Source organism: Salinivibrio kushneri (assembly GCF_027286325.1).
GTDB classification, from domain to species: domain Bacteria; phylum Pseudomonadota; class Gammaproteobacteria; order Enterobacterales; family Vibrionaceae; genus Salinivibrio; species Salinivibrio kushneri_A.
Map to the genome: position 1 here is coordinate 425,248 of NZ_CP114589.1, position 16,790 is coordinate 442,037.

Annotated in this window: 16 protein-coding genes; 3 read left to right on the forward strand and 13 right to left on the reverse strand. The window is 47.4% G+C overall.

Going from position 1 to position 16,790, the window contains the following annotated elements:
* Positions 1-36: 36 nt before the first annotated feature.
* Positions 37-774 carry a substrate-binding periplasmic protein gene (locus tag N8M53_RS14735; RefSeq protein ID WP_420066617.1) on the reverse strand — a complete coding sequence of 246 codons (738 nt, stop codon included), beginning with the start codon at positions 772-774 and terminating at the stop codon, positions 37-39.
* Positions 775-1,008: 234 nt separating this feature from the next.
* Between N8M53_RS14735 and N8M53_RS14740 the strand changes: the two genes are divergently transcribed.
* Positions 1,009-1,599, forward strand: coding sequence for a TetR/AcrR family transcriptional regulator (locus N8M53_RS14740; protein WP_269580114.1), 591 nt, complete (start codon positions 1,009-1,011; stop codon positions 1,597-1,599).
* Positions 1,600-1,633: 34 nt separating this feature from the next.
* Here N8M53_RS14740 and N8M53_RS14745 read toward each other — a convergent pair whose 3' ends face one another.
* The 11 genes from N8M53_RS14745 to cspE form a co-directional block, all read right to left on the reverse strand.
* The gene (locus N8M53_RS14745; RefSeq protein ID WP_269580115.1) at positions 1,634-2,353 is read right to left on the reverse strand and encodes a YebC/PmpR family DNA-binding transcriptional regulator; all 720 of its coding nucleotides are present in this window, start codon (positions 2,351-2,353) and stop codon (positions 1,634-1,636) included.
* A gap of 134 nt (positions 2,354-2,487) precedes the next feature.
* On the reverse strand, positions 2,488-4,716 hold the full coding sequence (locus tag N8M53_RS14750; RefSeq protein WP_269580116.1) for a methyl-accepting chemotaxis protein: 2,229 nt from the start codon (positions 4,714-4,716) through the stop codon (positions 2,488-2,490).
* 146 nt (positions 4,717-4,862) lie between these two features.
* Complete coding sequence (locus tag N8M53_RS14755; protein WP_269580117.1) at positions 4,863-6,392, reverse strand: bifunctional GNAT family N-acetyltransferase/carbon-nitrogen hydrolase family protein; 1,530 nt, start codon at positions 6,390-6,392, stop codon at positions 4,863-4,865.
* A 32-nt stretch (positions 6,393-6,424) separates the two neighbouring features.
* On the reverse strand, positions 6,425-7,687 hold the full coding sequence (locus N8M53_RS14760) for a sensor domain-containing diguanylate cyclase (RefSeq protein ID WP_269580118.1): 1,263 nt from the start codon (positions 7,685-7,687) through the stop codon (positions 6,425-6,427).
* 158 nt (positions 7,688-7,845) lie between these two features.
* Positions 7,846-8,478: a LysE family translocator gene (locus N8M53_RS14765; protein ID WP_269580119.1), complete on the reverse strand. Its 633-nt coding sequence runs from the start codon at positions 8,476-8,478 to the stop codon at positions 7,846-7,848.
* A gap of 183 nt (positions 8,479-8,661) precedes the next feature.
* Positions 8,662-10,089: an aspartate kinase gene (locus N8M53_RS14770; RefSeq protein WP_046075985.1), complete on the reverse strand. Its 1,428-nt coding sequence runs from the start codon at positions 10,087-10,089 to the stop codon at positions 8,662-8,664.
* Between the two features lie 77 nt (positions 10,090-10,166).
* Positions 10,167-10,556 (reverse strand): ectoine synthase, encoded by a 390-nt coding sequence (locus N8M53_RS14775; RefSeq protein WP_046075984.1) that lies wholly within the window; start codon positions 10,554-10,556, stop codon positions 10,167-10,169.
* 50 nt (positions 10,557-10,606) lie between these two features.
* Positions 10,607-11,884, reverse strand: a complete 1,278-nt coding sequence (ectB, locus tag N8M53_RS14780; protein ID WP_269580120.1) for a diaminobutyrate--2-oxoglutarate transaminase — start codon at positions 11,882-11,884, stop codon at positions 10,607-10,609.
* An 11-nt stretch (positions 11,885-11,895) separates the two neighbouring features.
* Positions 11,896-12,453 carry a diaminobutyrate acetyltransferase gene (ectA, locus tag N8M53_RS14785; protein WP_077459636.1) on the reverse strand — a complete coding sequence of 186 codons (558 nt, stop codon included), beginning with the start codon at positions 12,451-12,453 and terminating at the stop codon, positions 11,896-11,898.
* 365 nt (positions 12,454-12,818) lie between these two features.
* Positions 12,819-13,814, reverse strand: a complete 996-nt coding sequence (locus tag N8M53_RS14790) for a bacteriohemerythrin (RefSeq protein ID WP_269580121.1) — start codon at positions 13,812-13,814, stop codon at positions 12,819-12,821.
* 185 nt (positions 13,815-13,999) lie between these two features.
* Positions 14,000-14,206, reverse strand: a complete 207-nt coding sequence (cspE, locus tag N8M53_RS14795) for a cold-shock protein (protein WP_025744354.1) — start codon at positions 14,204-14,206, stop codon at positions 14,000-14,002.
* A 579-nt stretch (positions 14,207-14,785) separates the two neighbouring features.
* Between cspE and N8M53_RS14800 the strand changes: the two genes are divergently transcribed.
* Together N8M53_RS14800 and N8M53_RS14805 are read left to right on the forward strand one after the other, a co-directional pair.
* Positions 14,786-15,736 (forward strand): slipin family protein, encoded by a 951-nt coding sequence (locus N8M53_RS14800; RefSeq protein ID WP_269580122.1) that lies wholly within the window; start codon positions 14,786-14,788, stop codon positions 15,734-15,736.
* Positions 15,737-15,751: 15 nt separating this feature from the next.
* On the forward strand, positions 15,752-16,222 hold the full coding sequence (locus tag N8M53_RS14805) for an NfeD family protein (RefSeq protein ID WP_420066618.1): 471 nt from the start codon (positions 15,752-15,754) through the stop codon (positions 16,220-16,222).
* 313 nt (positions 16,223-16,535) lie between these two features.
* On the opposite strand, the gene N8M53_RS14810 is transcribed toward N8M53_RS14805, so the two are convergent.
* The gene (locus N8M53_RS14810) at positions 16,536-16,709 is read right to left on the reverse strand and encodes a hypothetical protein (protein WP_269580124.1); all 174 of its coding nucleotides are present in this window, start codon (positions 16,707-16,709) and stop codon (positions 16,536-16,538) included.
* Positions 16,710-16,790 lie beyond the last annotated feature (81 nt).

A 16,790-nucleotide genomic window follows, 5' to 3' on the forward strand; every position in this document is an offset into this window, starting at 1 on the left:
CAGCACTGTGGACTGAAATGAAGAAATAACCCTCTATCACTCAAGCCCATAACGTGCTTTCAGTTCAGTAACCTTGGCCTGGTTATCGGATAAAAATTGGTTAAATTCTTTAATCAGTTTTGGATAGTGAATCGTCGAAAGGTGACGCGTTCCTTTCACATGTGGAAGGGTGTCATCAAATTTTACCGACCCTTTTTTTAACCCCATTTGATCAAGGTAGAACTTCGCAACATCAACGTTGGCATAGCCGCCATCAACGCGACCGCTGATTACCTTCATTAACAACGAATCATATTGATAACTTTCATCGACACGTATTTTTCCTGCGCTGATGCGAGATTGATAAGGGTGGGGAGTGAATCCGGCTACCACACCGAGAAACCGGAATTCATCCAAAGGCCGGCCATAGTCTTGGTCAATGACCATGACGCCATCCGTGTAGCTCACCACAGGATCACTGTATGTCACACTGACCTTTTTTTTAATGTCCGGGCTCCAATCTGGGCTGTCCGGATATTTTAGATCGACAGCGCCCTCGACAAAGCGGTGGTAAAGTCTTCTTAGAGGCAGCGCTTTGTAGACGAAACGGTAGTGGTATTCATTGGCAAACATATCCAACAGCTCTCGGTTAAAGCCAGAATAGTTGCGGTTAGAATAGGCTGAATACGGGTAATACTGTGAAAAACTCTGTACGCCAACCACATACGTGGTCTTAGCGCTCACCGGCCATGCAACCGCTAGTGTTAACAGTAACGCCCACACTCTTTTCATCACTTACTTAACCCCTTGCCACTTCTGCCTCTATTCATTGTAGCCATTGCGTTTGAACCTGTCTTCGAACTGTATTCTGTTATTTTACAACACCCTCTTTCATCCTCTTTTTTTCTTCCGATCCCTTCGTGTTGAGAAATCATTCGGTTATTGGTCACATTTTGCCCGAAAAAATTTGAATGAACATTCGGTATGTTTTATTTTTTCATCTGAACTTTCACTTTTGATCAAAAAACGATGAACAAAAACGAAATTGCGTCGCGTGCTATGCGCCAACATATTCTTTCGACAACACTAGAAATCGTTGGAAATGAGGGGCTTGCTGCGTTAACGGCAACAAAATTAGGGAAGAAGGCCGGAATTAGCAAAGGGGCGTTATATCATCATTTTGACAACCTTGATGCCGTCAAATATGCAGCGGTTGATGAATTAATCTCGATGTTTCTTGCCGTGGCCGAGCCTGCAAATTTTGATGATTTTGAGAGTTATCTCGAAGTGACAGGGGATACTTTGTACCTCACCATGAAATGTGAGCCCTATGCGATGAAAGCGATGTATAGCTTTACTACCCAAGCCTTATTTGATGAACAGTTTAGGGTCGCTATTCAGCGTTTTTCTCAACATGGGTTAACGGAATATACACGCGCGATTGAGTATTTTTATCAGGGCAAAATCCCGCAGCATCAAATTGATACGGCGATTCGTGTCGTGGATGCGTTTTTCCTTGGTGCTGGCTTGCAAAGTTATGTCTTGCAGGGGGATGATAGATTTCGTCAAAATTGGGCGTTGTTTTCGCAAATGCTACTCACGCAACTGGGTGAGCGATAAGGCGCCATGATGGCATGGCGCTTAGTCACTGTGCTTAGATTAGCTCTGCGTTGTGGTAGACATTTTGAACGTCGTCGCAGTCGTTAAGCATATCGAGGAACTTTTCAAAACGTTCAACATCCTCGCCACTGACCTGAGTGTCGATTTGAGGCACAAAGGTAATCTCTTCAAGATCAATCGGCGTGTCGCCAAGAAAGTCACTTAGCGCATTTTTCACTTTGAAAAACTCTGTATGAGGGGCAAAAACGGTAATCACTCCCTCTTCTGCTTCAATGTCTGACACATCCACATCAGCCATGACTAAGGCTTCAAGGGTGCCTTCTTCATCATCTCCTTTAAACTGGAAAACAGCTTGGTGCTCAAACATATGAGACACCGCTCCAGGCGTACCAATTTTCGCATCGTTTTTCACAAAGCACTGGCGTACGTCCATATAAGTACGGCTATTATTATCCGTTAAGCAATCAACAATCACTGCGCAGCTGCCAGGCCCAAACCCTTCGTAACGTGCGACTTCATAGTTTTCGCCGCCTGTGCCGTTGGCTTTATCTAACGCCTTGTCGATTACATGGCCTGGAACCTGATCTTTTTTCGCTTTCTCAATCAAACGACGCAGTGATAGGTTGCTCTCAGGATCCGAACCGCCATTTTTAGCACATACGTAAATCTCTTTACCGTACTTTGAATAAACCTTAATTTTCGCGCCCTGGGTTTTCGCCATTGACGCTTTACGAACTTCAAAACTTCGTCCCATTCGGAATCTCTCTTAATAACGCTTACGCAGAAACGGGTTGATTCTACCAAGAGAGTGATCCTTTGCACCAGTAAATGCACTGACCTTGAACAAAGTCAGTGCGATTAGTACTCAGAGCACGGTATGCCGCTCAATTAGGCTTGTTGGCACTGAAATTTTTGTGTGTGACCTTTTAGTGTATGAGAGAGTTCGCTGAGGTTGTGTGTGGCTTGCGTGATTTGGTCCATGGCTTGACGGTTTTCACCGGTCATGGTGTTAATGTCTTCTAAGTTCTGATTGATTTCAGTTGCCACGAGAGACTGCTCTTCTGAGGCACTGGCCATTTGCATCGCCATGTCTGCAATTTCGTCCACGGCGTTCACCGCTTGTTTGAGCGATGATAAGCTTGCTTCTGCGCGTTCCGACACATAATTGGCGGTCGTCGCACTCTCTGAGATAGCCTGCGTCGTGGTGTTAGAATTGTGTTGAAGATTTTCAATTAGCTGTGTGATTTCGCTAGTGGCTTGTTGCGTGCTTTGTGACAGCGTTCGCACCTCGTCGGCGACGACCGCAAAGCCGCGACCCTGCTCACCCGCGCGTGCCGCTTCAATGGCAGCGTTCAATGCTAACAAGTTGGTTTGATCTGCAATTTGGCCAATAGTTTGCAATATGCTGGAGATATCCTCAGCGCTTTGCCCGAGCGCATCGGTTTTTTCTTTGGCGTGATTGAGACGCGTGACAAGACCTTGCATCGCATCGACAGATTCGGTCACTTGTTGGTCTCCGCTATGGATAAGTGAACGCGCCTTTTCGGTGGCATCCGCTGTCGAGGCGGAGCTGGAGGATATTTGATTGGCAGTCGCCGTCATCTCTTCCATTGCTGCCGCCACTTGTTCTGTTCGTGCGTTTTGCGCTTCAAAATTAGTGAGCGTTTGCACACTTGACGAGGACAGCTGCTCAGCGGCAGCAGCTTGCTGGTTAGTGGCACCAATAATGTCACACACCATGGTCGTGAGGTTTGTTGCCATCGCACGCATGGAGCGGTAGATCCCTGTTGCTTTCGGGCTTGCGTCAAAGTTTACTCTCAGATCGCCGTCGGCAATCGTTTGTACTATCTTGGCCATCTCAGCCGGTTCGCCACCTATCGGGCGGATAATCGAACGCGTTAACAGAATGGCAGTGACTGCGATTGTCGCCACTGCGATGACCAACACGGTAACAATGAGCCCTTGCAGTTCGTTGAGTGCTGCAAACGCCTCTTTAACGTCCATTTCTGCAATGATTGCCCAGCTGAGCCCACTGACGGTTAGCGGCGCGTAGGCAGAGAGCACCGGGTTACCGTTGTAATCATTAATGACATCGATACCTGTTTCGCCTTGTATTGCACGTTGAACGGCAAGGGTTTCAACGCTGCCTTGCGCGGGTTGCATAAAAGAGGCGAAGACTGACCTGTTCTCAGCATCTAAGAAGGAGTCTGAGCGCATCAAATTATCTGGGCCGACGAGATAGGTTTCGCCTGTTGCGCCAAGTCCATCTCGCTCTGCCATAATGGCACTGAGCTTATCGATCGGGAATTGATAGGCGAGCACGCCAATCACGTTACCGTTGTGATAAATCGGCGATGCCATAAATCCTGCTGGCGCGTTTTTCGACGCTGTGTAGGGTGAGAAATCAATAATCACGGTATCGCCATCCGCTAGTGTTTTCGCTTGACGGAAAGCGTCGGCCAGGCCTGAGGAATTAAACAGACCAGTTTCTAGCGACGTGCCGAAATCAAGTTCTTTGGAGGCGGAGTAAAGGACATGGCCTTGGTTTGCTTCAATCATAAAGATGTCGTAGTAGCCAAACTTTTCTTGGATATCGCGTAAATAGGGATGGATGGCTTGATGAGCTTGATCGTACCGAGGTAGTTGGCCACTGGTTTGGTAGGCGCCTTTCTTACCCACGGGATGAGGGTTATCGATTAAGTAAGCTTGTTGTAGCGCCACCGCTTGTGGCGTTAAGTTGTTCACCAGATCCCTTGCCGTCGGGAGTGTCTTTGTGCTGATCGCCTCAAGTGGATCAATGAGGTGACGTTGATAGTAGTTGGTCAGTTGTGAGCGTGCTTGGACGGTGCGAGAAGAACGTGTCTCCATGGCCTCAATCATGCTAGCCATGGCGGCGGAGACGGAAGGGGTTTCAGCGGTGGTAATTATCTGTCCTTCAGCGGTTTGAAAGTAGCGTGTGACAGCTGATTTTTTTACCTCTCTCAACGCTTCAAGCTGACTAAACGTTTGATGCTCGAGTGACGACGAGGCGGTATGAAGAGAAAGCAAACTAATGATCAACGCGGGGAGGCAACCCACACCCAGTAAGCTAACTAACATTTTATATTTGAGCTTCATGATCTCACCTCAATGTCACATTGGCTAAAAAACAAGCAGTCTGTTGAGTAAGGATAGAAGCTTTTGGTGAGGGTGCATGGAAATCTAGTCTTTTTTGTCTCCTGTTTACAAATTAAAGCCCTGCATTAGGCAGGGCTGGATTAAGGCTACTCTTGGCTTAAATGATTGGCATAGAGCTTGGGTCTACGGTGTTTCAAGTTCGTCACCGAGCCTCGTTCATGCAACATTTTGAGCTTGTCCAAATCGACGTCTGCGAAAATCATCATCTCGGTATTGGCATTGGCTTCCGCGAGTGTTGCATCGTGCGGAAAATAGACATCCGAGGGTGAAAATACCGCAGACTCAGCGTACTGGATGTCAACATTATCTACCCGAGGAAGGTTGCCCACGCTGCCGCCGATCGCGACATAACACTCGTTTTCAATCGCTCGTGCTTGGGCACAAAGGCGTACGCGTAAATAGCCGTTCTTGGTATCAGTCCAAAAGGGCACGAATAGGATCTGTACACCTTGCTCAGCAAGAATACGCCCTAACTCAGGAAACTCAGCGTCATAGCAGGTGAGAATACCAACCCGGCCAGCATCGGTTTCAATGACTTTGACCGTATCCCCTCCATCGATCACCCAGTCACGTTGTTCGTGCGGCGTAATATGAATTTTGTATTGCTCATCAATGCTACCGTCGCGGTGCATTAAGTAGGAGACGTTATACAGTTTGCCATTTTCCAACACGGGCATACTGCCAGCGATAATATTGATGTTGTAGGTGACGGCCAATTGCGAAAAACGTTGCTTAATCGCCTGGGTAAACTCGCTGAGAAAGCGGATCGCCTCGACTGAATGCTTATCGGGTGCCAGTCCCATTAATGGCGCACAGAAGAACTCGGGAAAGAGCGCGAAATCAGACTGATAGTTGGCTAAGGAGGAGATGAAGAATTCGGCTTGATTCAAAAGGTCATCCACGGATAGCACATGACGCATCTGCCATTGTACGACGCCGAGGCGGACGATGGTTTTTTCAATATCATGTACGGAGGATGCATCCTCTTCATAGAAGAAGTTATCCCACTCCAACAGTGTGGCATAGCCCGCCGACTTATCGTCTTCGGGCAAATAGCGATTCATCAAACGCTTAACATCAAAGTCATTAGATAGCTGAAAAGAAAGGATCGGGTCGTGAATCTCTTTTCTTCTGACTTTATTAATATAATCCGTTACCGAAATATCATTGTATTTGTGATAACCAGGTATACGGCCGCCGGCGAGGATCGCTTTTAGGTTCAGCGCCTGACACAGATCTTTTCTCGCTTCGTAAAGTCGACGGCCAAGACGATGGCCTCGATAATCGGGATGGACGAAGACATCAAGGCCATACAGTGCATCCCCTTTTGAGTCGTGGAATACCACACCGTCATCCGTGATAATGTCGGCATAGGTATGCGGCAGTGAAAAGCGGTTGTAAGAGACTTTTAGCGTTAACGCGGCGGCGACGATTTTTCCATTATCTTCAATGCATATCTGGCCATCCGGGAAAGCGGTGACCAGCTGCATGATCGTGCTCTTAGGCCAAGCACCGCCGACATCCGGGAAGACGAGATCCATCAACTCTGCTAAGGGTTGATAGTCGCTGACTTCAATGACACGCAGATTCAGTAGCGTGGCGGTGTTCTCATCCATTACACGTTCTCCTATTACGGGCTGAACGCCTATTATGACAAAGATTGACGCTCGAGATAACGTTTAGGTAGAGAAGGACTGTCAGTTTCTTGGTTGATGGGTGATTGGTTGGATGTTGGTGATACGCTTGAGGGCGCATCACCATGTTCAGTTAACGCAAATTCTACACGGTTTCGCCCTCGGGCCTTGGCTTCATATAATGCCGTATCAGCGCACTCAAATAACTGGTTCATCGCAACGTATTGCATCTGGCGCTTTATGCCGACGCCGATACTCACCGTAAACTGGATGTGATGGCCATGCTCGGTCGTCACTTGGCATGCCTCAATCTGGCGCTTCAGTTGTAGCGCAATCTCTTGTACACGACGCACAGACTTACCACTGAGTAGTAAAATAAATTCTTCACCCCCCGTTCTGGCGCAAAATGCCCCTTCTTGTTGGGTAATCCTTTCTAAGTGTTGACTGAAAGCAACCAACACCTGATCGCCAGCAAGATGACCATATACGTCATTAATACTTTTGAAGTTATCCAAATCAGCAAGAATAAGGGCATTCGGTTGGTTAGAAAGGAGACGCTGTGCTGATTGGGTCATAAAGGCGCGTCGGTTGGGAAGTTGCGTCAAGGTATCACGGAGCGCAAGCTGACAAAGTGTGTATTCCAGTCGCTCAAAACAAAGGTAAATAAAGGTCATAAACTTGACGAATTCCGCCATCAAGATCAAGTAATACACGGCAATATAGCGTTGCGATAGGCCGGTATTGTCCGTCGGTGTGTCAAAGGCGAAGTAGGCGCGAAGCCCATAAAGTATGAGTAGGAGGAGGAGCACGGACGCATAGAGTTTAAAGCCTATCCGCTTTCTCTCTGAGCTCTCAACAATGAGTTTAAAAACCGCTAGATGCATTGCCACGTAGAACGCACAATACCAAGTAATACGCAGAGCAAGTGGAGTATGATTGACGAGAATGAGTGTATAAACCCCTACACCCAAGAGCGCTGCCAGCGAAGCTGTCCGCCATGATGAGGACGTGCCCAAGAAGGACTGCGTGCCTAACCACACCAGAATATGAGAGCAGATCGCGGCTGTGGTGCCTATCCAAACGAGCCCCGACGTTTCAGTGACATTGCCAATGTTATACACCGACGTGCCCGTTGAGATCAGCAGGCAAGCCAGCCCCCAAAGTTTGATGTCTTTGTGCTGATTAAATTGCCACCCAATCAACAACACGCCAATGGTGAGTAGCCAGAACACACTGATGTAAGCCAAGGTAAGTGTGGGAAGATGAAGATTAAACACGTGACCGAATCCATCCGATAAAGGCGAGGGCGCAAAGCGCCACCAACGAACCAATGCCAGTCATACGACTAACAGCGGTATAATATATCAGACAATTGTCTGACTTTTTATCGCTCAAGGTCTGGTTCGTTGGTTTTTTACCCAGGTCAGTGGATGGATTACAACGATTGTTGGGCAAAAAGCCAGACAGCGAGCGCCGCAAAAACCAATGCCATGATTTTATGCTGATACATTTGGACACGAGTATTGGTGAGCATTGCACTGCCAAGCTTGCCGACTATTGCCACTAAAAGCAGGTTAAACGCGAGCCCTAATAGGTTGAGGAGAAGCCCAAGCGTTAGCAGCTGCGTGCTGGACGAGGCTTGAACTTGATGCGAGATAAACTGCGGTAAAAACAACACAAAAAACAGTAACGCTTTTGGGTTCAATAGGTTGGTCATGACTGCACGTTTATAGAGGTATTTGCCCATGCCTTGGTGATGAGCGAGCTCAGCGCTGTCCGTTGGAGAGGCTCGCCACGTATCTACACTCATTTTGAGCAAATACGCTGCCCCCACGTACTGCAGAATGGTTAAGGCAGTCGGCGACATCGCAATCATGGCTGATACGCCGGTTGCGGCTAATACGGTAAGGATCAACCCTGACGTTGCATTGCCCAAGCTTGCGGCCATACCAACCCGTCTGCCATAGCTAAGACTTGCGCTCACGATTAGCAACATATCGGGTCCGGGCACCAGCAAAAGCGCGACAACCGCGGTTAAGTAAACGGGGAGCATATTAGGGTCGATCATAAAGGCACTACAGCTATCAAGATAAAGTGCGGAATTTTACCTTCTAGTTAGACTTTATCAACACTAATAGGTGATTGGGTTGGTTTTTAATCGTAAACAGGGGTATTAGGGCAGCTCATAAAACTAAAAAACCCCCTTAGGTAAGGGGGTATGCTTTCTCGCTTGTCGTGTGCACCGAGGACACTACGCAGCCCGAATAGTTGGCTTAGGCGTAGGCTCTTCAATAAAACAAGCGTGTAGGGCGCAGATCGAAGCATGGTAGAACTTATCGAGTACCACGTATTGCACATCCACGTCACGCATCGACGAGTGCGCAGCCTTAGGGTTTATCTCAGCGTCTAGCAACGCCAGCATCCCCTTGCTCATGGTTTGGTTTGAGTCGATACGACTACCAATGACAGAAATCAATGCGACCATTTCACCCGTAATTTTCGCTTTCGGGTAGAGCTTCTCAACGCGATTAATCACCTTGTCTTGACTGGCGGTCTTGCCATCCAAATAGTAAGTGATTGAGTTGGCGTTCATCTCTTTACTGATCAGCTGCACGTTTTCTTCGCGAATGATTTCCATCACGTCGTAGCTGACCTGATCAACATGTCCAACCATTGACTGGTCAAAAATATGAAGCGCTAATACCTTATCTCGACCCGCAATGATCTCGATCTCTTTATCTTTTGGACGATATTTGTGAGAGATCACCGTACCCGCGTGCTCAGGCTCGAAGGTGTTTTTCACGACCAATTCGATACCCACGGCGCGCATACCAGACGCAGCATTAGGGTGGATGGCTTCCATCCCTAGGTTGGCCAGCTGGTCAGCCACATCGTAGTTACTAAGACCCATTGGCTGAACACGCTCTGGACCAACAATACGAGGGTCGGCACTGCTTAAGTGATATTCTTTGTGGATTACCGCGCTACTTGCTTTAGTTAATACGGCAATACGGCTGAATGTCATTTCACTGTAACCACGGTCATAGGTCTTCATCAGACCTTCATCACAATAGACGTAGCCGGTAACGATGGGCAGCTCAGTACTGAAATCAATGTCTTCCATGGCATTGGCAATCACCGTATTGAGGTCGCCTTTGCCTTCATCTGGGTTATCCCAACCAGAGAGGTCAACAAATCGAGAGTTAATCCCTACGCTTTCGAGCAGTAGCGTCGAGTTGTGCGCACTGTGCGCCTCACCAATAGAGGAGAGGAACTCACGAATTTGTGGTAGATAGCTTTCCAGAGAAAACTGCCCATAGTTACAGGTTTCGAGTATACCTTCGATACAGCTATGTGCTTTTTCCATGCGTTGACGGATAAAGTTATCGGCACGTTCACGGTATACAGGATCGGGGAACATATTGCTGTTGATGAGCAGCATACGTTGCTCTAGCTCATCCATCGCATCACGCCATTTAGGGTTATTCGCAGCGAGAAGGCGATAAATGCCGGGCTTACCCGAACGCTTACACTCTAGCAATGCATCCGTGATGCCAGCGTAAGCAGAAACGACAAAAATGCGGTTATACGGGTTTGACGGGTACAAAAAGATATTATCCATGACAGCGTCGTAGGCTGACATCGACGTACCGCCGATCTTTTCAACGGTATGATTCATGTGAGCTCCTTGTGGGCTTTTATGAATTAGGGGGTCGATTGGGTTTACAGGGGCAGCATCCGGCTGCCCCATGACGGTTAATCGACTAATGGATAAACACCGTTCTCATCGTGCGTTTCCTGCCCAGTAATAGGTGGGTTAAACACACAGGCCATGACCATATCAACACCTTTGTTTGCACGAAGCTGGTGCTCGTCATGTTTGTCTAGGATATACAGTGTGCCAGGTTTAATGGGATAAACCTTACCGTCATCCGTGGTTTCAATCTCACCTTCACCCGACATGCAATACACAGACTCTAAGTGGTTCTGGTAGTGAATGTGCGTGTCAGTGTTGGCATAGATGGTGGTAATATGGAAAGAAAATCCCATATTATCATCGCGTAGCAGCATGCGTACGCTTTCCCAGTTTTCTGCCACCACACGGCGTTCAGTTTTCTGGCATTCTTCTAATGTACGAACAATCATGTTTATTCCTTCAACGTCTCTTCGTTAAGCGGGGATCGCCATCTTGGTGATTACGATGCTTTTTTGAGCTTCTGTTTTTTGTACTGCTCAACGGACTTAACGAAGATTTGCAAGCCTTTTTCCATCTCTGCTTCGCTGACTGTCAGTGGCGAGAAGAATTTGATCACTTCATCATCTGGACCCGCAGTCTCGATAATCATGCCATTGTCAAAGCACAGGCTGGAGATCTCATCTGAAATATCACCATTTTGACACGCAATGCCTTGCATCAAACCTCGTCCTTTAATGGTTTCAAAAAGATCACTGTGCTTGCTGAGCATCTCTTGCAACACTTTGTTCAATTGCTCAGCACGTTCTTGAATGTGCGTTTGGAATTGATCATCGCGCCAATATGTGTCAATTGCTTCCGCTGCAGTCACAAATGCGTGGTTGTTACCACGGAATGTACCGTTGTGCTCACCTGGTGCCCATTGATCCAGCTCAGGTTTTAGTAGAACCACGGCCATTGGCAGACCATAACCACCGATTGATTTGGACAGGGTCACAATATCGGGCTTAATGCCTGATGGCTCAAAGCTGAAGAAGGTACCCGTACGGCCACAACCAGCCTGGATGTCATCTACGATCATCAAGATGTCGTGTGCCTTACAAATATCTTGCAGACGCTGCAACCACTCATTAGAGGCTGCGTTTAGGCCACCTTCACCTTGGACGACTTCAAGAAGCACTGCAGCAGGTTTATCACCACCGGTTAGGCCACTTGATGCGTCATTAAGCATGGTTTCAAACAGGGTTAAACCATCAACGTCTGCATAGCCATCGTACGGAAGACGTGTTACTGCGTTGTTGACAGGGATGCCGCCACCACCGCGATGGTGATGATTACCCGTCACTGCCAATGCACCATATGTACAGCCATGGAAGCCGTTGGTGAAAGACACAATATTTGCGCGGCCTGTTACTTTACGAGCAAGTTTCATCGCCGCTTCAACGGCGTTGGTGCCCGTCGGGCCAGTGAATTGAAACTTATAGTCCAAATCACGCGGTGCCAAGATGTGTTCTTTAAATACTTCGAGAAAGCGTGCTTTTGCACCTGTGTACATATCCAGGCCGTGTGTAATGCCATCTTTCTCGATGTACTCGATCAGTGCTTTTTTCAACGTTGGGTTGTTATGCCCATAGTTCAGCGAGCCGGCGCCAGCAAGAAAATCGAGGTAGCGCTTGCCGTCTACGCCTGTGATCCAACAGCCCTTAGCGCTTTCAAACACCACGGGGAAGTTGTTGGCGTAACATTGAACATTTGACTCCTGCGATTTAAAGATATCCATAACTCATCCTGTTATTTTTTGAGTGGAATTCGGAAAAGGTATTCGGTGTCATGTTCACCGTTGAAATGCTCTTGTTCGTCAAGGAACACAGAGCGCTGACCACCTGTACCGTAGAGGCGGTCTACCTTTTTAAACAGCGCCCAAGATCCGGCGTTGTCTTCTGTGATGGTGGTTTCGATGAAGCGAATATTGCTTGAGACTTTGCGTGCCATCAGCGCTTCGATCATCGAGAGGGCAAGCCCTTCACCACGTGCTTTGGGTGACACTGCAACCTGCCAGACAAAAAATGTGTCTGGCTGCTCAGGGCGAATGTAGCCCGAGATAAAGCCTTGTACATCACCCTCACGCTCAGCAACGACACAGGTCTCTTTAAAGTGAGTCGCCTGTAGGAAGTTGCAGTAAGCGGAGTTCACATCCAACGGTGGGCACTGCGTGATTAATCGATAGATGTTGCCGCCATCCTTGATGGCTGGCTTACGAAACACAAACTGCGTGTTGGTCTGGGTCTGTTTACGGTCACGTACTTCGGATTCAAGTACTGCCGTGTCTGTCGTTTTTGATCGCCACATAATTGTTTTGTGCTCTAACGAATTCGTTTTATATAATAGGCGATGAATTTGGTTTATCAACCCCAGATTTTAGTGTTGGCTTTATCAATTATTATTATGACATTGATTTATATCGATTTTTATATTGTTAAATTTTTTGTGAAAGTAAGTGTTTTGAGGAGTAACATTTACTGGCCTAAAGGTGTGGGTAGGTTCCCACACCCAATCTATGTGGCGGAATAGGGTCGATGTGGTCTTGGATGACGAGCATAACGAATGCTGAACGGAGAGAGATATAAGTTAGGAACAGATAGCTTGGATGCAAGTATCGGTGCCAACAGGCAAAGAACACTGTGGGCACCGAAGTTGGCTAGCGACTCAGTGTGCTAGGGACCCTGTAGTAAGAAATCACGATATTGGGTATCTTCACGCACCACATGGTGAATCCACCAATAACGTAGAAACTTAAAAAACTCTGAGCGATAAAGCTCTGGATCGGCTTGGCATTGCAACAAGACATATTGCGCCTGCCGAGCCAGACGTTGATGAATTGCCGCATGCTCTTTGTATTTGGGGTAGGCGCGCGCTTCGAGGATATCTTCCTCTAGCTGAAAGTGTGAGTCAATGTAGTCACGAAAGCGTTGCGCGAGTGCCTCAAAATCCGTCTTAGTCTCGTCTTCATGGTGGTAGGCAATGGCCTCATACGTATCGTTGATAATAGAGAGCAGCTGCTTGTTACTCTCATCCAATGATTGATGACCCACTGTATACTTTTCTTGCCACCGAATAAATTTCCGATCTTTCGACTCTCCCTGGGCTGGCGTTATAGATGGTTCTTTTTGTGTCAGATCTGATCGCGCCGGGCCTTGCGGCTCGTTGATGCCTTCTATTTTCTGCTGCTCTTCTTCGGTAAAGACGATGGCCCCATTGTGCTCAAAATCCGTTGATTTAGCAGGGTCTGATTGATACATCTCAAAGTAAAACTTGGGAGGTTTTTTAGCTTTGGTCTGTTTAGAGAGCTGTTTGACACGGTTTTCTAGATCTTGCTTCTTCACCGGTTTAACCATAAAAGCATCGACGTCATAGCGAATGCACTCGCTGATCACTGCCTGAGATGCGTTAGCGGTTAAAATGATGATGGGCGTGTCATGACGCAAATGATAGCGGCCGCTCCGCATGAGGCGTAACATTTCCAACCCGTCAATGGGATCCATTTGTAAGTCGGTAATGATCAGATTGGGCTCTTCATGGTATGCCTTTGATATCGCCTCGGCACCATCTGCTGCCGTGATCACCGACTTAATACCAAGCGCTTGCGCCATCAATCCAATGGTGTCACGAATCATTTCATGATCGTCAACAATTAAGCACGGAGATAGCATACGTCCTCCTGACAATGTCTATGTTTTCAGCCTAGTGGATGGTGGCAAGAGCGTCTATAGCGAGTGTGAAAGGAATGCGACCTTGATGAGGTTTCGCTAAAAAAATGATGGTTTAGACTAAAGCACAAATGATAGAGACAAAAAAGGCGCCCAGTTGGGCGCCTTTCTCTTAAATTTGGTTTGGCTTACAGGCGAACGACGTTCGCAGCCTGAGGGCCTTTCTGACCTTGCTCGATATCGAACTCAACCTGTTGGCCTTCTGCTAGTGTGCGGAAGCCTTCACCAACGATAGCACGGAAGTGAACGAATACGTCTGGACCGTTCTCTTGCTGGATAAAACCGAAACCTTTCTCTTCGTTAAACCACTTAACGGAACCATTAGCTTTGGACATGGTGTCTCCTGAATATATTAACTAGGTGTTGCAGTGACGCGAGTGCCGTTAATCGACTCTATGGGCAAATGTAGCGAATATCTTCAGGACAACTAACTTTCCAGCCTAGCGGTAGGGTGTTTCGATGTATCTATATTCAATTGCTGCATAAATTTCCGATTATCGAAGCTGCCTAGCAGCTTCAACAGGACCACGCGTTATTTGCGCGTCAGTTTACTATTGGTTGCAACATGGTGTGTCTACGACCAACAGTTCGTCAACCAACACGGTTGAACACTATCGAGAATACACCCAAAAGAGTGTGAGGTAAATCTATTTTGCGGATGAAAGAGGCAACTTTGTGTGAGCTTGTTGTGAAAATGAGAGCACAGCCTGATAACTGTGCTGTATCGACGCAAAGGGCGTCATAAAAAAGCGATCTAGATTGCGAGGAGTGTCAAATTAACCATTGGATGATGTCTTTTTATGCTGACAATAACGTATCATAAAACGCGACGAGTAACGCCGTAAGCACCTGTGCGCGCGTTTGTGTTTGTTTATGCGAGTCATGATTGTGACCCGCAGTGATAGGGCTTATCCATGGATACGATTTTTTTAGAAACGTCGAGCTTTGTTGGCGTTTGGGTAGTGCTGGCGGTCTTAGTGATTGTGGTACTACGCGGTGCGATTAAGTTTGTGCCACAAAACACAGCTTATGTTGTTGAGCGATTTGGTAAGTATTACAAGACGATGGAAGCGGGTCTCAATTTCATCGTGCCATTTATCGATCGTATTGGTTATACCAGAACGTTAAAAGAACAAGCATATGATGTACCCAGTCAATCCGCGATCACGCGCGATAACATTTCGCTGGTTGTCGACGGTGTCTTGTACATCAAGGTATTGGACCCGTATAAAGCGTGTTATGGCGTCGATGATTATGTGTACTCCGTGACTCAGCTTGCGCAAACCACCATGCGTAGTGAAGTGGGTAAAATGGAGCTGGATAAAACCTTCGAAGAGCGCGAAAGCTTAAATACCGCGATTGTCTCTGCAATCAATGAAGCCGCTCAGCCTTGGGGTGTTCAGGTCTTACGTTACGAAATTAAAGATATCGATCCACCTCGCTCTGTTCTCGATGCCATGGAACGCCAAATGAAGGCTGAACGAGAGAAGCGTGCGGTTATTCTTGAGTCAGAAGGGGCGCGCCAATCGGATATCAACGTTGCTGAAGGTCAAAAGCAGGCCCGAGTCTTAGCGGCGGAAGCAGAGAAGTCTGAGCAAATCTTGCAAGCGGAAGGTGAAGCGCAAGCCATTATCGCGGTTGCCGAGGCGCAAGCCGAAGCACTTGAAATCGTAGGGACACGAGCAATAACAGAGGAAGGTCAAAAAGCCATCCAGTTAGAGCTTGCAGAAAAAGCGATCAAGGCGAAACAGGCCATTGCCAAAGAGTCCTCAGTCGTACTGCTACCTGACTCTGGGACAGGTGCAGCGAATGTGGTTGCAGAAGCGATGACAATTATTGATACACTCAATAAGAGCAAAGCGTAAAACAGGATGTTTAGTGTGAGTATTTACCTCGCAGAATTAACCGTGATTGTGGGCTTGTTACTGTTAGCCGTCGAAGTGTGGCTGCTTGGCCTATCGACCATTGTTTTATTAGCAACCGGTGTTGCTGCCATTTTGGTGGGACTTTTGGCGATGGTCGGCGTTGTGCCAGAAACCGTTACGGCGTTATTTAGCAGTACGGGGATCAGCGCAGGCTTGTTAACTGCCATGCTGTGGCGCCCACTTAAACAGCTACAACGTGGTGGACGACGTCCGGATAATCGTCATAGTGATTTTATCGGGTTGATATTGACGCTCAGTGAGCCGTTGAGCCGAGAGCAGCCTTCGACGATTAAATACTCAGGCGTCACTTGGCAACTGCGACTCAGCTCGGCCGCCGATGATTGTACATTGCTGGCTGGGGAACAGGTCAAGGTCGTGGGCGTTGATGTTGGACGATTTACGGTTGAGCCCGTAAAGCCGGAGTGAAAGGGACACTCAGTACCTGTTCATGACAAACAGACGTTGATGAGATGAAAAATAAAAAGCTCGGTCGCAATGCCGAGCTTTTTTACTGCGTATCAGCCTGTGATTTAGGCTTTTTTTAGTTGCTTTTTGAGCTTTTTCAGCTTGTTTTCCTGCTTTGCAACTTTCGCTTTTGCCTTCTTAATCGATTTTTTCAGATCTTTTTTAGATGCTTTTGCCATGGTTTCTCTCCTCAATGATGATTTGCCGAAGCGTTTGCCACTGCAATACAGCTTCAATGCTGTGGACGGGGCCGGCATGTCCACCCCATGTGTGATCACGATGATTTATTCGTTTCGTGGTCTTTTAAAAACTGTTTGATAAATCGGCGTACTTCACGTGCTGCGGATGTATCCTGTTCGTCGCAGGCCGCTAAGAATGCATCCCGTTGCTCGCTATTGATTCTTATCAGTAACTGGCTGTCTTTTTTCGTTTTTTCTTTTTTTGCCATGCCGATACGCCTATCTTTTAGATATACAATGTATATACGTTTTTGTGGTGGTGCTAGGAGAGAATAGTAAAAGTGTGATCT

Coding starts and splice junctions, on each gene's coding strand:
- N8M53_RS14740 (WP_269580114.1), top strand. CDS start 1,009: ATGAACAAAAACGAAATTGCGTCGCGTGCTATGCGCCAACATATTCTT.
- N8M53_RS14745 (WP_269580115.1), bottom strand. CDS start 2,353: ATGGGACGAAGTTTTGAAGTTCGTAAAGCGTCAATGGCGAAAACCCAG.
- N8M53_RS14750 (WP_269580116.1), bottom strand. CDS start 4,716: ATGAAGCTCAAATATAAAATGTTAGTTAGCTTACTGGGTGTGGGTTGC.
- N8M53_RS14755 (WP_269580117.1), bottom strand. CDS start 6,392: ATGGATGAGAACACCGCCACGCTACTGAATCTGCGTGTCATTGAAGTC.
- N8M53_RS14765 (WP_269580119.1), bottom strand. CDS start 8,478: ATGATCGACCCTAATATGCTCCCCGTTTACTTAACCGCGGTTGTCGCG.
- N8M53_RS14770 (WP_046075985.1), bottom strand. CDS start 10,089: ATGAATCATACCGTTGAAAAGATCGGCGGTACGTCGATGTCAGCCTAC.
- N8M53_RS14775 (WP_046075984.1), bottom strand. CDS start 10,556: ATGATTGTTCGTACATTAGAAGAATGCCAGAAAACTGAACGCCGTGTG.
- ectB (WP_269580120.1), bottom strand. CDS start 11,884: ATGGATATCTTTAAATCGCAGGAGTCAAATGTTCAATGTTACGCCAAC.
- ectA (WP_077459636.1), bottom strand. CDS start 12,453: ATGTGGCGATCAAAAACGACAGACACGGCAGTACTTGAATCCGAAGTA.
- N8M53_RS14790 (WP_269580121.1), bottom strand. CDS start 13,814: ATGCTATCTCCGTGCTTAATTGTTGACGATCATGAAATGATTCGTGAC.
- cspE (WP_025744354.1), bottom strand. CDS start 14,206: ATGTCCAAAGCTAATGGTTCCGTTAAGTGGTTTAACGAAGAGAAAGGT.
- N8M53_RS14800 (WP_269580122.1), top strand. CDS start 14,786: ATGGATACGATTTTTTTAGAAACGTCGAGCTTTGTTGGCGTTTGGGTA.
- N8M53_RS14810 (WP_269580124.1), bottom strand. CDS start 16,709: ATGGCAAAAAAAGAAAAAACGAAAAAAGACAGCCAGTTACTGATAAGA.